The sequence below is a fragment of the Flavobacterium sp. CR10 genome, assembly GCF_055814415.1.
The window spans coordinates 3,608,523-3,622,178 of sequence record NZ_CP185985.1; the positions used below are offsets into that span (position 1 = coordinate 3,608,523).

The 13,656-nt window shown below is 33.2% G+C and carries 13 protein-coding genes; 10 read left to right on the top strand and 3 right to left on the bottom strand.

The features are described from left to right. Nucleotides 1–40: 40 nt before the first annotated feature. The 4 genes from ilvB to acs all read left to right on the top strand — a co-directional run bounded on the left by ilvB (nucleotide 41) and on the right by acs (nucleotide 6,274). Nucleotides 41–1,729 (top strand): biosynthetic-type acetolactate synthase large subunit, encoded by a 1,689-nt coding sequence (gene ilvB / locus ACNRYB_RS15720; protein ID WP_473727852.1) that lies wholly within the window; start codon nucleotides 41–43, stop codon nucleotides 1,727–1,729. Between the two features lie 90 nt (nucleotides 1,730–1,819). After that, the gene (gene ilvN, locus ACNRYB_RS15725) at nucleotides 1,820–2,341 is read left to right on the top strand and encodes an acetolactate synthase small subunit (protein ID WP_111291077.1); all 522 of its coding nucleotides are present in this window, start codon (nucleotides 1,820–1,822) and stop codon (nucleotides 2,339–2,341) included. Between the two features lie 61 nt (nucleotides 2,342–2,402). Beyond that, nucleotides 2,403–3,872 (top strand): ketol-acid reductoisomerase, encoded by a 1,470-nt coding sequence (ilvC, locus tag ACNRYB_RS15730; RefSeq protein ID WP_129747113.1) that lies wholly within the window; start codon nucleotides 2,403–2,405, stop codon nucleotides 3,870–3,872. A 491-nt stretch (nucleotides 3,873–4,363) separates the two neighbouring features. After that, nucleotides 4,364–6,274, top strand: a complete 1,911-nt coding sequence (acs, locus tag ACNRYB_RS15735; RefSeq protein ID WP_473727853.1) for an acetate--CoA ligase — start codon at nucleotides 4,364–4,366, stop codon at nucleotides 6,272–6,274. A gap of 47 nt (nucleotides 6,275–6,321) precedes the next feature. Here acs and ACNRYB_RS15740 read toward each other — a convergent pair whose 3' ends face one another. From ACNRYB_RS15740 to ACNRYB_RS15750, 3 genes are all read right to left on the bottom strand, one after another. Beyond that, nucleotides 6,322–6,723: a hypothetical protein gene (locus tag ACNRYB_RS15740; protein ID WP_473727854.1), complete on the bottom strand. Its 402-nt coding sequence runs from the start codon at nucleotides 6,721–6,723 to the stop codon at nucleotides 6,322–6,324. A 193-nt stretch (nucleotides 6,724–6,916) separates the two neighbouring features. Then, entirely contained in the window at nucleotides 6,917–7,513 is a 597-nt protein-coding gene (locus ACNRYB_RS15745) for a 3'-5' exonuclease (protein ID WP_129747116.1), read from the bottom strand. A gap of 3 nt (nucleotides 7,514–7,516) precedes the next feature. Next, nucleotides 7,517–9,433, bottom strand: a complete 1,917-nt coding sequence (locus ACNRYB_RS15750) for a DUF294 nucleotidyltransferase-like domain-containing protein (protein ID WP_473727855.1) — start codon at nucleotides 9,431–9,433, stop codon at nucleotides 7,517–7,519. Between the two features lie 805 nt (nucleotides 9,434–10,238). Here ACNRYB_RS15750 and ACNRYB_RS15755 point away from each other — a divergent pair. The 6 genes from ACNRYB_RS15755 to ACNRYB_RS15780 all read left to right on the top strand — a co-directional run bounded on the left by ACNRYB_RS15755 (nucleotide 10,239) and on the right by ACNRYB_RS15780 (nucleotide 13,624). Then, a complete protein-coding gene (locus ACNRYB_RS15755) occupies nucleotides 10,239–11,315 on the top strand; it encodes a protein rep (protein ID WP_473727856.1) in 1,077 nt (358 codons plus the stop codon). Next, entirely contained in the window at nucleotides 11,312–11,653 is a 342-nt protein-coding gene (locus ACNRYB_RS15760; protein WP_473727857.1) for a hypothetical protein, read from the top strand. Before ACNRYB_RS15755 ends, ACNRYB_RS15760 begins: the two co-directional genes overlap by 4 nt. Before the next feature lie 142 nt (nucleotides 11,654–11,795). Then, nucleotides 11,796–11,960, top strand: coding sequence for a hypothetical protein (locus tag ACNRYB_RS15765; protein ID WP_473727858.1), 165 nt, complete (start codon nucleotides 11,796–11,798; stop codon nucleotides 11,958–11,960). Nucleotides 11,961–12,065: 105 nt separating this feature from the next. After that, a complete protein-coding gene (locus tag ACNRYB_RS15770) occupies nucleotides 12,066–12,797 on the top strand; it encodes a hypothetical protein (RefSeq protein ID WP_473727859.1) in 732 nt (243 codons plus the stop codon). Between the two features lie 3 nt (nucleotides 12,798–12,800). Further along, a complete protein-coding gene (locus ACNRYB_RS15775) occupies nucleotides 12,801–13,292 on the top strand; it encodes a hypothetical protein (RefSeq protein WP_473727860.1) in 492 nt (163 codons plus the stop codon). A 122-nt stretch (nucleotides 13,293–13,414) separates the two neighbouring features. Then, complete coding sequence (locus ACNRYB_RS15780) at nucleotides 13,415–13,624, top strand: hypothetical protein (protein WP_473727861.1); 210 nt, start codon at nucleotides 13,415–13,417, stop codon at nucleotides 13,622–13,624. Nucleotides 13,625–13,656 lie beyond the last annotated feature (32 nt).

Consider the following 13,656-nt stretch of genomic DNA (forward strand, 5'->3'; position numbering starts at 1 on the left):
TCAATTTCAAAAGCATTGAAATTGATAAAAAAAATATACTATGAAAATATCAGGGGCAGAAGCCGTTATAAGATGTTTATTAGCAGAGGGAGTAGATTTAATTTATGGTTATCCAGGTGGAGCTATAATGCCAGTTTACGACGAATTATATAAATTTCAAGATCAGTTACACCACGTTTTAGTACGTCACGAACAAGGTGCAACACATGCAGCTCAAGGTTATGCGAGAGCTACAGGAAAAGTAGGTGTAGCGATTGCTACTTCTGGACCAGGTGCTACAAATTTAGTAACTGGTATTGCAGATGCTCAAATCGATTCAACTCCATTAGTATGTATTACTGGGCAAGTTGGAAGACATTTATTAGGATCTGATGCATTTCAGGAAACTGATATTATCGGAATTTCAACTCCGGTAACAAAATGGAACTTTCAGGTAACTGAAGCTTCTCAAATTCCTGAAATTATAGCAAAAGCATTTTACATTGCTCGTTCTGGTCGTCCAGGGCCTGTATTGGTTGATATTACTAAAAATGCTCAATTTGACGAGTTCGAATTTAGTTATGAAAAATGCACAGGAATCAGAAGTTATGTTCCGGTACCGAAATTAAACTTAGACAAAGTTGCAGAAGCTGCAGCTTTAATCAATAGTGCAAAAAAACCGCTTATTGTTTTCGGTCAGGGAATTATCTTAGGTCAGGCAGAAGCTGAGTTTAAAGCAGTAGTAGAAAAAGCTGGAATTCCTGCAGCTTGGACGATTCTAGGATTATCAGCTTTACCAACAGATCATCCTTTGAATGTAGGTATGCTTGGAATGCACGGAAATTATGCTCCAAATTTACTAACAAACGAATGTGATGTTTTAATTGCTTTCGGAATGCGTTTTGACGACCGTGTTACGGGCAAATTAAGCACTTATGCAAAACAGGCAAAAGTAGTTCACTTCGAAATTGATCCTGCTGAGATTGATAAAAACGTTAAAACAGAAATTGCTGTTTTAGGAGATGTAAAAGAATCTTTAGCTGCTTTATTGCCATTATTAGATGCAAAATCTCACGATGCTTGGCATAATGAATTCAAAGAGTTAAGTAAAGTTGAATTTGATTCAGTAATAAAAGAAGAATTAAATCCAACAAACGGAAAAGGAATTTCGATGGGAGAAACTATCGAAATGATCAACAAACACTCAAAAGGAGATGCCATTATCGTTTCTGATGTTGGTCAGCACCAAATGTTTGCTTGTCGTTATGCTAAATTCAATTCGACTAAAAGTAACATTACTTCAGGAGGTTTAGGAACTATGGGATTTGCATTGCCAGCGGCGATTGGTGCAAAAATGGGAAAACCAGAACGTGAAGTAGTGGCGATTATTGGTGATGGAGGTTTCCAGATGACAATTCAGGAACTTGGAACTATTTTCCAAACAGAAGTTCCAGTAAAAATTGTGGTTTTAAACAACGAATTCTTAGGAATGGTTCGCCAATGGCAAGAATTATTCTTTGATAACAGATATGCTTCAACAAAAATGATTAATCCAAATTTCATTGCAATTGCTGAAGGATACCATATCAAATCTAAAAAAGTTACACAACGTGAAGATCTTGATGCCGCGGTCGCTGAGATGCTGGCTTCAAAAGATTCATACTTCTTAGAAGTTGTAGTCGAAAAAGAAAACAACGTTTTCCCAATGATTCCAACAGGAGCTTGTGTATCAGAAATTAGATTAAGTTAAGGAAAAAGTTTCAAGTTTTAAGTTTCAGGTTTCAAGTTCTGGTGAGAACGTGAAACTTGAAACGTGAAACAAAAAAAAACTAAAAAACAAATGGAAGATAAAACATTTACCATATCGGTATACTCAGAAAATAATGTGGGTTTATTAAATAGAATATCGGGAATATTCTTAAAGCGTCACATTAATATATTAAGTCTAAATGTTTCAGAATCAGAAATAGAGAATGTTTCAAGATTTATCATCGTAGTAAATACGACAGAAAAATGGGTTCAGAATATTGTGGGACAAATTGAAAAACAAATTGAAGTAATAAAAGCATTTTATCACACAGATGAAGAGACTATTTTCTTAGAAAATGCTTTGTTTAAAATCGCTTCAAGTTTGTTGTTTGACGAGAAGCAAATTCAGAATATCATCAAAGAAAGCCAGTCTACGATTGTAACGGTTTCTCGTGATTTCTTTGTGATTTCAAAATCAGGAAGACGTTCTGAAATTGAAGAATTATACCAAAAATTCAAACCATACGGAATTATGCAGTTTGTGCGTTCGGGAAGAATATCGGTTTCTAAACAAAAAATGGAGATTTCTGCATTGCTAGAAACCTTTAAATAATAAAATCTTAGTTATATAAAATCAATATTAAAATTTCATTTCATTAAATATTAAAACAAAAATGGCAAATTATTTCAATACATTACCACTTAGATTACAATTAGAACAATTAGGAGTTTGCGAATTTATGGAGCAATCTGAATTTGCAGACGGAATTGCAGCATTGGCTGGAAAAAAAGTTGTAATTGTTGGTTGTGGAGCACAAGGTTTGAATCAAGGTTTAAACATGAGAGATTCTGGTTTAGACATTTCTTATGCATTGCGTGCAGATGCAATTGCAGAAAAAAGAGCTTCTTATAAAAATGCAACTGAAAATGGTTTCAAAGTAGGAACTTATGAAGAATTGATTCCAACAGCAGATTTAGTTTGCAACCTTACACCAGATAAACAACATACAGCTGTGGTAACTGCTATTATGCCATTAATGAAACAAGGTTCTACTTTGTCTTATTCCCACGGATTCAACATTGTAGAAGAAGGAATGCAGATTCGTAAAGACATTACTGTTATTATGTGTGCTCCTAAATGTCCAGGTTCTGAGGTGCGTGAAGAGTATAAAAGAGGATTTGGAGTTCCAACTCTTATCGCTGTTCACCCAGAAAACGATCCAAACGGATTTGGTTTAGATCAAGCAAAAGCTTACGCTGTAGCAACTGGAGGACACAGAGCTGGAGTTTTAAGATCATCTTTCGTAGCTGAAGTAAAATCAGATTTAATGGGTGAGCAAACTATTCTTTGTGGTTTACTTCAAACTGGATCTATTTTATGTTTTGATAAAATGGTTGAAAAAGGAATCGATGCTGCATATGCTTCAAAATTAATCCAATACGGATGGGAAACTATCACTGAAGCTTTAAAACACGGTGGTATTACAAATATGATGGATCGTTTAAACAATCCTTCAAAAATTGAAGCTTACGAATTGGCTGAAGAATTAAAAGATATCATGCGTCCGTTATTCCAAAAACACCAAGATGATATCATTTCTGGAGAATTCTCTAGAACTATGATGATCGACTGGGCAAATGACGATGTGAATTTATTGAAATGGAGAGCTGCAACAGGAGAAACTAATTTCGAAAAAACAGCTCCACAAGAAGCTCCAATCTCTGAGCAAGAATATTTTGACAATGGAGTATTAATGATTGCAATGGTAAAAGCTGGTGTTGAATTAGCTTTCGAAACAATGACTGAAGCTGGAATTATCGAAGAATCTGCTTATTACGAGTCATTACACGAATTACCATTAATTGCAAACACAATTGCAAGAAAGAAATTATTCGAAATGAATCGTGTAATTTCTGATACTGCTGAGTACGGATGTTATTTATTTGATCATGCATGTAAACCATTATTAGCTGACTTTATGAAAAAAGTTGAAACTAATATTATCGGTAAACCATTTTCAACTTCAAACGAAGTAGATAATACTGTATTAATTGCTGTAAATAAAGCAATCCGTCAGCATCCTATTGAAGAAGTAGGAGCTTGGTTGAGAGAATCTATGACAGCAATGAAAAAAATTGGATAATAAAAAATTGGGAATTTTCGCAGAATCCGATTCTGCGGAATTTGCACTGTATCAATGATTTGTAATATTTTGAATTAGTAAGCACTTATTAAGATAATAGATATAGATGCATATTGCATTCACTTAACTTCAGAGAGTAAGCAAGTTAAGTGAAGCGGATCCCTAAAATGGGGTATATTTTGAAAAAAATATACTTGTTGAAATTTCTGTTTTAATTAATAAGGATGCTGCTATTTTCAAAATAGAGAAAAATTTTGCAACGCATTTACAAAATTAATTGTTATTGAAATTTGTTAAATTAAAAAAGGCATAATATCTATTTATTATGCCTTTTTTGCCCTTAAGTAGTAATAAAAAATAAAGTTTTAAAATAATTTCAAATAATTATCATATTTTATTAAATAAATGTTTTTTTTTGGTAAAATTTATGAATTAAATTATTTCACGGATACGTTCAGATTTAATACATTTATAAAAAAATTCAACAAACGATGAGCTATTACAAAATTGAAAATTTAGAACAATACTTTAAACATTACAATAAGTCAATAAGAGAGCCAAGAAAATTTTGGGGAAAAATAGCAGAGGAGAATTTCACATGGTACCAGCAATGGGAAAAAGTTGTTGATTTTAATATGGCTGAGGCTGAAGTAAAATGGTTTACAGATGCTAAAGTTAACATTACCAAAAACTGTATTGATAGACATTTAAGCAAAAGAGGAGAGAAAACGGCAATTATTTTTGAACCGAACGATCCTTCTGAAGAGGCTTTACATATATCGTATAATGAATTATACGAAAGAGTTTCAAAAATGGCAAACGTTCTTCGCGAGCAAGGTGTTCGTAAAGGAGACAGAGTTTGCATTTATTTGCCAATGATTCCAGAATTGGCAGTTTCTGTTTTAGCTTGTGCTAGAATTGGAGCTATTCACTCAGTTATTTTTGCTGGATTTTCTGCTTCTGCAGTTTCTGCAAGGATTAACGATTGCGAGTGTAAAATGGTAATTACATCAGACGGAGGTTATAGAGGAAACAAAACAATTGATCTAAAAGGAATTGTTGATGAAGCTCTAGAAACTTGTCCTTCTGTAACAAAAGTTTTAGTTGCAAAAAGAACTAATACTGATGTTAAAATGAAAGATGGCCGAGATATTTGGTTGCAACCATTATTAGACGCAGCTTTAGACAATAGTGTTGCAGAAATTATGGATGCAGAAGATCCGTTGTTTATTTTATATACTTCAGGATCAACAGGAAAACCAAAAGGAATGGTTCATACTACTGCTGGTTATATGGTTTATACAGCGTATACTTTTAAAAATGTTTTCAACTACGAAGAAAATGATATTTTCTGGTGTACAGCAGACATTGGGTGGATTACTGGACACTCCTATATATTATATGGACCATTGTTAAATGGAGCTACAACAGTAATTTTTGAAGGAGTTCCTTCTTATCCGGATTTTAGCCGTTTTTGGGATATTATCGAAAAACATAAAATCACACAATTCTATACTGCGCCAACAGCAATCCGTTCATTGGCAAAAGAAAGTTTAGATTACATTCAAAAATACCCTCTTAAATCACTTAAAGTTATCGGATCTGTTGGAGAACCAATTAACGAGGAAGCTTGGCACTGGTTTAATGACCACGTTGGAGATAAAAGATGTCCAGTTGTAGATACTTGGTGGCAGACAGAAACAGGAGGAATCATGATTTCACCTATTGCTTTTGTAACACCAACAAAGCCAACTTATGCAACTTTGCCATTACCTGGAATTCAGCCTGTTTTAATGGATGAGAAACGTAATGAAATTGAAGGAAATCAAGTAGTTGGAAGTTTGTGTATTAAATTTCCATGGCCTGGAATCGCAAGAACCATCTGGGGTGATCACCAGCGTTATAAAGACACTTATTTCTCTGCTTTCCCAGGAAAATATTTTACAGGTGACGGAGCGTTAAGAGACGAAGTTGGATACTACAGAATCACCGGTAGAGTAGATGATGTAGTAATTGTTTCTGGTCATAACTTAGGAACGGCTCCAATCGAAGATGCTATCAACGAACACCCAGCTGTAGCAGAATCTGCTATTGTTGGATTCCCACATGAAATAAAAGGAAATGCTCTTTATGGATACGTAATTCTAAAAGAAACAGGAGAAGTTAGAAATAAAGAAAATTTATCAAAAGAGATTAACCAATACATTGCAGATCATATTGGACCAATCGCTAAGTTAGATAAAATTCAATTTGTTTCTGGTTTGCCAAAAACTCGATCAGGAAAAATTATGCGTAGAATTCTGCGTAAAATAGCAGAAGGAGATTTTTCTAATTTTGGAGATACAACTACTTTGTTAAATCCAGAAGTGGTTGAAGAAATTATGAAAGAAAGAATTTCTTAAGTAAAAAATATAAAACTAAAAAAGCCTCTTAAATTAAGAGGCTTTTTTTATTGTATCTGTTGTGCGTTTTTTAAGTTTGCATCATTTACAAAAACAAGCTGTTGCATATTGCTTAAGTTCGTAAGCGATAAAATACCATTTTTGTTTTCATTTATTCCATTTATTTTAAAACAGAATTGATTACCATCTTTGTCCATTAAAGTTATAAATTCTGCTGTATCATCCGTGAAATTTTGGCAACTATGCGAAATGGTGTATTTATACATCACAGCCATTCTATCTTGGTTGTAATTGTAAACTCTTCCATCCATCGTAAAAGTCCATTTGATATTTGGATTTGTTTTAGAATACCAATTCCCTAAAATTCGTTTAGAAGAAGGATCTTGATTTTGAGCAAAAATTGCTGAAACAAAAAACAGCAATGGCAACATAAATAAAAGCTTTTTCATAGATTTTTTTTAATTAAAAAATAGACTGTGTTTTTGTTTGTTTTTTGGAAATATAATTTGATATAAAATTACAGTTTTACTTAATTTGAAAAATATGTGAGCTTATAATTTTGTGTTAAAGCTTAAATAAACAAAATGTCTCTTAAAAATTTAAGAGGCATTTTTATATCGTACAAAATTGATTATTTTTAATTTATTTAATTCCCAATCTAGATTTTAATTTCAAGAATAGAAGTCCAATTCTATAGGCATCTTCCGAAGAAGAATTTCTATCACTTTTCGGAATTTTATAGATTCCGCACAAATCGTCAAGAGAAAATTGTTTATCATTTATGTCAGTCAATTTTCTGTACATTACATCTACATCGAGCGCTTCATTTTTTAATCGACCGCAATCTAAACGTTCCAAAGCGGCATTCAGCATTTCTATATCAAAATTAATGTGATGTCCTACTAAAATTGAATTTCCAATAAAATTGACAAAAGCTTCAAGTGCATCAGGTTCAGGCATTTTCATCATTTTGCTTTCAATAATAAATTCATTTGAAAGTCCGTTGTCCTGAAGATATTTGTATTGTAATAAAACCGTTTCAAAATTTTCTTTAATAACAATGCTGTCATCAATAACAGAAAAGGCTCCAAGCGATAATATAACATCCTTATCCGGATTTAAGCCAGAAGTTTCTGTTGATAAAACAACAAACTTATTAGGTTTAGTTTCGAATTTAGTTAAATAGTCTTTCCAGAAATCTGGATAGTCTTTATTGATATTTTTTAACCAGTCTAGCATGTTTTATGAGAATTGTGTCAATTGAAATTTACTCTTAATCAGTTCCTCCAGGTCTTTCATTGGGGACAATGCATTTTTTAATTTCTCTTTGTCAGATTTTGACATTTCTCTTAGATTAATATATTGGCCAGAGTCGTCATTTTTTAATCCTTCAACAGTTCTAAATTTCGAAAGTGTCAAGAATGCTTCCGCACAACTTAAATATATTTCGGCATTTTTAGAATCTGTAATTGCTAATTGTTTGAATCTTAGATAAGTATTTTGAATTCCTTTTATGTTAGCGTTTAATATTAGTAAACGTGCGCCGTCAATTAATGGCATTAAAGCTCTTGTTTTAATGTCAAATTTGTCTTTATAAGGGCCATCTTCTTCTGTGATAAATTTCTTGAAGAAACTTAAAGGAGAATTTCTTTTTAATGCATCATTTCCTAAAAAGTCAAAAAACAAAGTATTATTTACTGCATTTTTGAAAATCACGCTTTCTATCGCTTCTTCAATTTTTGGTTCTCCAAAAACAATTTCGTAATCAAAGAAAATACTGCTCAAATCATTGCTGTTTTCACCTGGAGTATTCATCCAACTGTTGTACTGTTTTGTCCAGTCACTCAATGATTTACACCAAAGCATATTGCTCGCCATGTGTCCGTTTGGACAATAATCATAACCTACTTTTTCTAATATAGAAGTAGCGCGTTTTGCCAATCTCAAGAAATAATCTTTTACTTCTCTGTATTTCTCGGGAGTAACATCTTCAAAAATTAAAATGCTATCTTGATCTGTAAGCAATAATTGCTCCTTACGCCCTTGACTACCAATGCTTAACCATGCAAAGCGTGCAGGAGGGGAGCCTAAATCTAAAATTGATAATTCAACTGCTCTTTTAATGATAGCTAAGTTAATCTCACTTGCTATATTGCTAACATGTGAGATTGGAATATTCTTTTGAATCGAGTTCTGAATCAGATCAGATAGACGATCACGTATTTGTTTTAAATCTTTTGGAAGCTGAGAACGCTTAATTTCTTTGATTAATACACCTGGGTTACTAGCTTGAGCAACAATAAGATCATGTTCAGAAATAATTCCTTTTACAACAGATTTACTAGTACCATCTTTAGTAACGCATAAGTGAGTTACATTATGTTTCAGCATTAACAATTGCGCTTCTGCCAAAGACACATTTTCTAAAACTGTAACAACCGGAGATGACATAATCTTGTCAATGGTTTCAGTAATAGGATAGCGTCCAGTTGCAATTTTTGAAGACAAATCAGCATTGGTGACAATTCCAATTGGATGATTTTTCTCGCCGCAGATTATGATATTATCTACCATAGAATCAGTCATTAAAAGTGCAACATCCTTAATGATAGATGTGGCCTGAGTTGTTAGAGGCGAATTATTATAGTTAAGTGACTGGATATATTGCATTTCTGTCTGCTGATCAATGTAATCGCTATCAGAAACGAGCTTGCCATTAGAGCTCACGCTGTCTTTTGTGTGGCGCGAATTTACAGCAAAACTCTCCAAAAGAAAGTTCAACACATCAGAATTATTGGCTACGAATGGTCTAAATACAGCGATTGGAATAGCATAAATAATGCTTTCCTCACGTGCTTTAGCTGTCATCATGTAGTTATTTTTTGCAAAAAACGGGCGTAAACCAAAAATATCGCCTTCGTGACATTTGTTTATAATGGTTTCTTCGGCGTCTGCAATAGTCGTAAGATTAATGACACCAGAAGCTACAACATAAAAACTTTCATGAAGCGGATCGTTATTTTGAAATAATACCGCATGCTTTTCTAAATTGATGACACGGATATTCGTGGCAATATCTGATAATTCCTGAAAGGTTAAATTATCAAACGGTTTGTATTCTTTTAAAAAATCTGCAATATGTTCAGCAACTGTATTCATATGTGTGATAATTTATTTTTAAAGTATCGAATGTAAAAATAGTAAAATAAAGTCTTACAATGAAAGGTTCTTGAGTAGAAACTAATTATTTTAAAGAAATGTTAAAAGATAATAGTAATAAGACCTGAAAAAGTTTTACTATTTGAAATTTCAAATATTTATGGATTTTGAAAAAGATGTTTGATTTCATGAAAAATAAATAATCCGGATCAAGTTTTATGATTTTGCAATATTTGAAAATTTTTTGATTTGAAAATCATATAACGCATTTATGATTGGTTCAGTTTGAAAATTATTGCCCGAAATCCATCAAGCTAATTTTTCAATATTTGAAAATATTTTATTTTAAAAATCATATAGCGTATTTATGATCGATTTGAATTTTGAGAAAATTGCTATAATGATCAATCTAGTTATCATAAATCAAGATAGTCCAAATTTTCAATATTTGAAAATTTTTTAAAACAAAAACCGTACAGCGTATTTATACGAGTTATGAAATTTTCATTTTTAAAGAAAAAATTATTTATTAGTATCACACTAAGAAGTAAAGAAGTGAAAATCTCATATTTGAAAATATTTTCAAAAGAAAAGCATACAGCGCATTATAGAGCAGTTTCTAAAATATTCTATTTTACATAATATAAATTATAGGTCAGAAGAATTGGCGCAAATATTTGATAATCAGTATTTTAAATCTGAACGTTACAAGGTCGCCACGCCCCTTGATAATAATACGGTTTTGGTACGCCACATAGCACATGAAACAGATATATCTTCGGTGTATAAAACACTTTTACATAGAATGAGAAATATTGCAAAGAAGAATTACACGATTAAAGAAACTAAGGAAAAGCGCAAGCCGAGAATTCAATTTTGTGGCTACGCCGTAAACGCTAATGTCAATCAGCCTGTTAAGCTATGCAGGAATGACAAAGGCGGATTGTTTTTCAATGGCGTTGCCAACTGTGGCGGTTATTGGCGTTGTCCAGTCTGTGCGCTTAAGATTTCAGAGCATAAAAAAGAACTCTTAAGCGGACTTATCGGTGCACACCAATTGAAAGGCCTTTCAATTGGATTTCTTACGCTTACTGTGAGGCATTCTAAAGTTGACACTCTAAAAAAAACGCTTGAAAAAATTTCAAAAAATTACAGAAGTTTCCAAAATCAAAGATTTTTCTCACGAAATAAAAATGATTTTGGATTGATTGGACAAGTAAAAACATTGGAGATTACATACTCAGAAACTAACGGTTGGCATCCGCATTTACACATTTTATTTTTCTACAATAATTCAGATAATAAAATGATTGAGAAATTTCAAAAAGAATTTATAAAAAAATGGGTCTCGTACAAAGACAATGATTCGCTTATTAAAGCGCAATGCCAAAAAATGCTTACCCACGATATTTCCGATTATATGGCTAAGTACGATATCACCTCGGAAATGACCAAAGGACAGATTAAAAGTTCTAAGGGCTTAACCCCTTTCACGGCTCTAGCAAAATTGGCGTGCGGTGATTATGCTGACCACATGGAAAAACACAGGCTTTATGGCATATATAGCTGTTATGTGGAACAGACACAAGGCAAACACTTTGTAAATATCTCAAATTCATTGAGAAAAGAATATAGCGAATTTATGGACGAATTTAATAAGACGGATGAAGAAATTGTAAACGAGGTTACAATTGAGGAAGTTCTTTTAAAAATTTCTCTTCCGATCTGGAAGAAGATTTGCAAAAATGATTTACAGCCTTTAGTGCTTAATAAGTACAAACAGAATGGATTAGAGGGAGTTTACAACCTCTTGACATACTTCAAAGATTTCAATGAATTGGATATAGAAATAGATAAAAATCAATACCCTTTATTAATATGAAAAATCAAAAAATTGAATGGCATCAGGTTTTTAACGGAATTGAGCCAAAAAAGGAAGATTCTAGAATTTTACCAACTTTCCAATGTAAGAACTGCGGAAATTGCGAATTGAATTATCACAAAGATGATGAGTCAAATAAAGATAATGGCTTCTGCATGAAATTTTTTCAAAACGTTCCTTTAGAAGAAAAAAATATTAGTTGCTGGACTTCTGTACAGCACACCTATTTTGACGAATTGGGCAAATTGAAACCAACAATGCAAAAGAATGAGCATTACAGAAATTTAAGCAAGGCAAAAAAACTGAAAATTAATTTTGATCAACCAACACTATTTTAGCATGATAGGATTAGTATTAGGAGGTGTTTATTTTATGGCTTGGGTAATTGCTGTAATAGATATAACAAATGAACATAATGACGATTTATTAAAATAAGAGGAGGGTCGCACCCCTCCTCTATCAAAACCCAAATTTTAAAGTATGGAAAACCTTAAGGTAATTACAGCCAAACAATTGGCTTCATTGATGGGCGTTAGTAATTCAACTGCCGAGCGCTATTTAAAGGACATTAAGCAGGAATATGAGATAAAGATAGTCTGTTTAAATCATATTCACCAATATTTCAAAATTAGTGCCAAAAACTAATGAAAAACCGTCAAAATCTGTCAAAACCCTGCAAATCAAAATTGTAGGGTTTTTTTATGTCCAATTTTGATTTGAAATTATTTATAAACGATAAAAAAAACGAGAATGGAAATTTACAAAGGTACGGGCAAAACTACAACAGGTACAATTTTGTTGACCAAAAGCATTTCTACAATCATTGTAGCTACTGACTTGGAGTACAACCAGCTGACCACGGAAACTATTCGTGTAGAGGTTGAGCGCGCGAACGGCTCAAACTTCGAAATTACTAAAGGTTCGATGTTTTTAAAGGATTTTGTTTTGGCAAATACTTACGGAGAAGATGCTTTTGTTTCAGATACCGTGAGAAATTACGGTTTGATTGCCGTTTGTGAAATCTGTAACGAGGGTTCAATCCATTTATTTGAAAAAGATGTAATCAAAATCACTATGGGTGGTTTAGATACTACAAAAACTTATGCTTTGAATGGTATTGAAGAACCGCAAACAAGCACAGAAATTTACTCTTTTGAGCATAAGAGTATGAGTGCGGATGATACAAACAAAGATTTTAGCGTTTCGGGTTATGACATTGTTGTGTTGGATAAATCCGATACAATTGAGGAAATCAACTTCACATTTGAGAACGGTCAGGTGGTAAAATACTCTCTTTACGAATTGGAGTGCATGAGCAGAGCAATTGACCCTGTTTCTTATGTGAAGAAAAATGGAACTGTTTTGAGTTCTTTTCCTGATAAGATTCAGTTACCTCTTGTTGCCGTTTCTAATGTCAATATTAGAAAGCTTGGCGGTGTTGGGGGTACTGTAATTAACTTAATTCTAAGAAATCATTTGTAGCGTATGGGATTTTTCAAAAAAATTGGTAAAGCAATCAAAAAGAATGTTTCGTTTAAGAACCTTGTAAAAGTGGCTACTCCTGTAATGGGTGCTATTCCTTTTGTCGGGGGAACTTTGCAGAACGTTTCGGAAGGATTGCAGGCCTCACACGAGGCAAAAAAACAGGCTCAGCGAGATAATGACGCAAACGCTTTAGCAGCCGCTGAACAACAGCAACAGCAAATTATCGCTTATGCTGCTAAAAATGCGGGTGCAATAGCTAATGCGGGCGCGAATATGTTCGGAAAAGCAGTTGTTGAAGGAGCTTATGACGGCTTATCCAATGGGGCTAAACAGGGGCTTGGAACTGCATCGGCAAGTATTGCGGATGAAGGGATAAAAGCTTGGTTTCAAAAACATTGGAAGCACATTTTAATCGCTCTTAGCGTTGTTGGGGTTCTTTATCTTATTAAAAAGAATATGGATAAAAATCCTCGCAGACGTGGCAGACGATAACAAGTTTAAAATGAAGTATTATCGCATCTACGGTTTGATTTTCCTGATAGACACGGTAATACTTCTTCTAAAGAAATTAGGCGATTTAATCGCAATTGTAAAACATTTATTTTAAAAACAAAATGGCAAAAAGAAGAATTAGCACGGACAGATTTGGTAATCCATATCAGTTAATTGGATGTAAAGAAAACAAAAACGGTTTCGCAGTTGGGTACGTTGAATTAGGCGGTAAACTTTACAAGTTGGAACCGTCTCAAGCGAATAAAGAGGGAGTTTTATATTGGCTGAAAGTGACACAAGTCAAAAAACAGGCTCAGCATAGCTCGATGTAATGTTTTTCCGAGGACTTGCAAAGCTATTGCCT

Excerpts from the sequence above, each read along its gene's own strand:
- ilvB (WP_473727852.1), top strand. The coding sequence starts at position 41 with ATGAAAATATCAGGGGCAGAAGCCGTTATAAGATGTTTATTAGCAGAG.
- ilvN (WP_111291077.1), top strand. The coding sequence starts at position 1,820 with ATGGAAGATAAAACATTTACCATATCGGTATACTCAGAAAATAATGTG.
- ilvC (WP_129747113.1), top strand. The coding sequence starts at position 2,403 with ATGGCAAATTATTTCAATACATTACCACTTAGATTACAATTAGAACAA.
- acs (WP_473727853.1), top strand. The coding sequence starts at position 4,364 with ATGAGCTATTACAAAATTGAAAATTTAGAACAATACTTTAAACATTAC.
- ACNRYB_RS15740 (WP_473727854.1), bottom strand. The coding sequence starts at position 6,723 with ATGAAAAAGCTTTTATTTATGTTGCCATTGCTGTTTTTTGTTTCAGCA.
- ACNRYB_RS15745 (WP_129747116.1), bottom strand. The coding sequence starts at position 7,513 with ATGCTAGACTGGTTAAAAAATATCAATAAAGACTATCCAGATTTCTGG.
- ACNRYB_RS15750 (WP_473727855.1), bottom strand. The coding sequence starts at position 9,433 with ATGAATACAGTTGCTGAACATATTGCAGATTTTTTAAAAGAATACAAA.
- ACNRYB_RS15755 (WP_473727856.1), top strand. The coding sequence starts at position 10,239 with ATGAGAAATATTGCAAAGAAGAATTACACGATTAAAGAAACTAAGGAA.
- ACNRYB_RS15760 (WP_473727857.1), top strand. The coding sequence starts at position 11,312 with ATGAAAAATCAAAAAATTGAATGGCATCAGGTTTTTAACGGAATTGAG.
- ACNRYB_RS15765 (WP_473727858.1), top strand. The coding sequence starts at position 11,796 with ATGGAAAACCTTAAGGTAATTACAGCCAAACAATTGGCTTCATTGATG.
- ACNRYB_RS15770 (WP_473727859.1), top strand. The coding sequence starts at position 12,066 with ATGGAAATTTACAAAGGTACGGGCAAAACTACAACAGGTACAATTTTG.
- ACNRYB_RS15775 (WP_473727860.1), top strand. The coding sequence starts at position 12,801 with ATGGGATTTTTCAAAAAAATTGGTAAAGCAATCAAAAAGAATGTTTCG.
- ACNRYB_RS15780 (WP_473727861.1), top strand. The coding sequence starts at position 13,415 with ATGGCAAAAAGAAGAATTAGCACGGACAGATTTGGTAATCCATATCAG.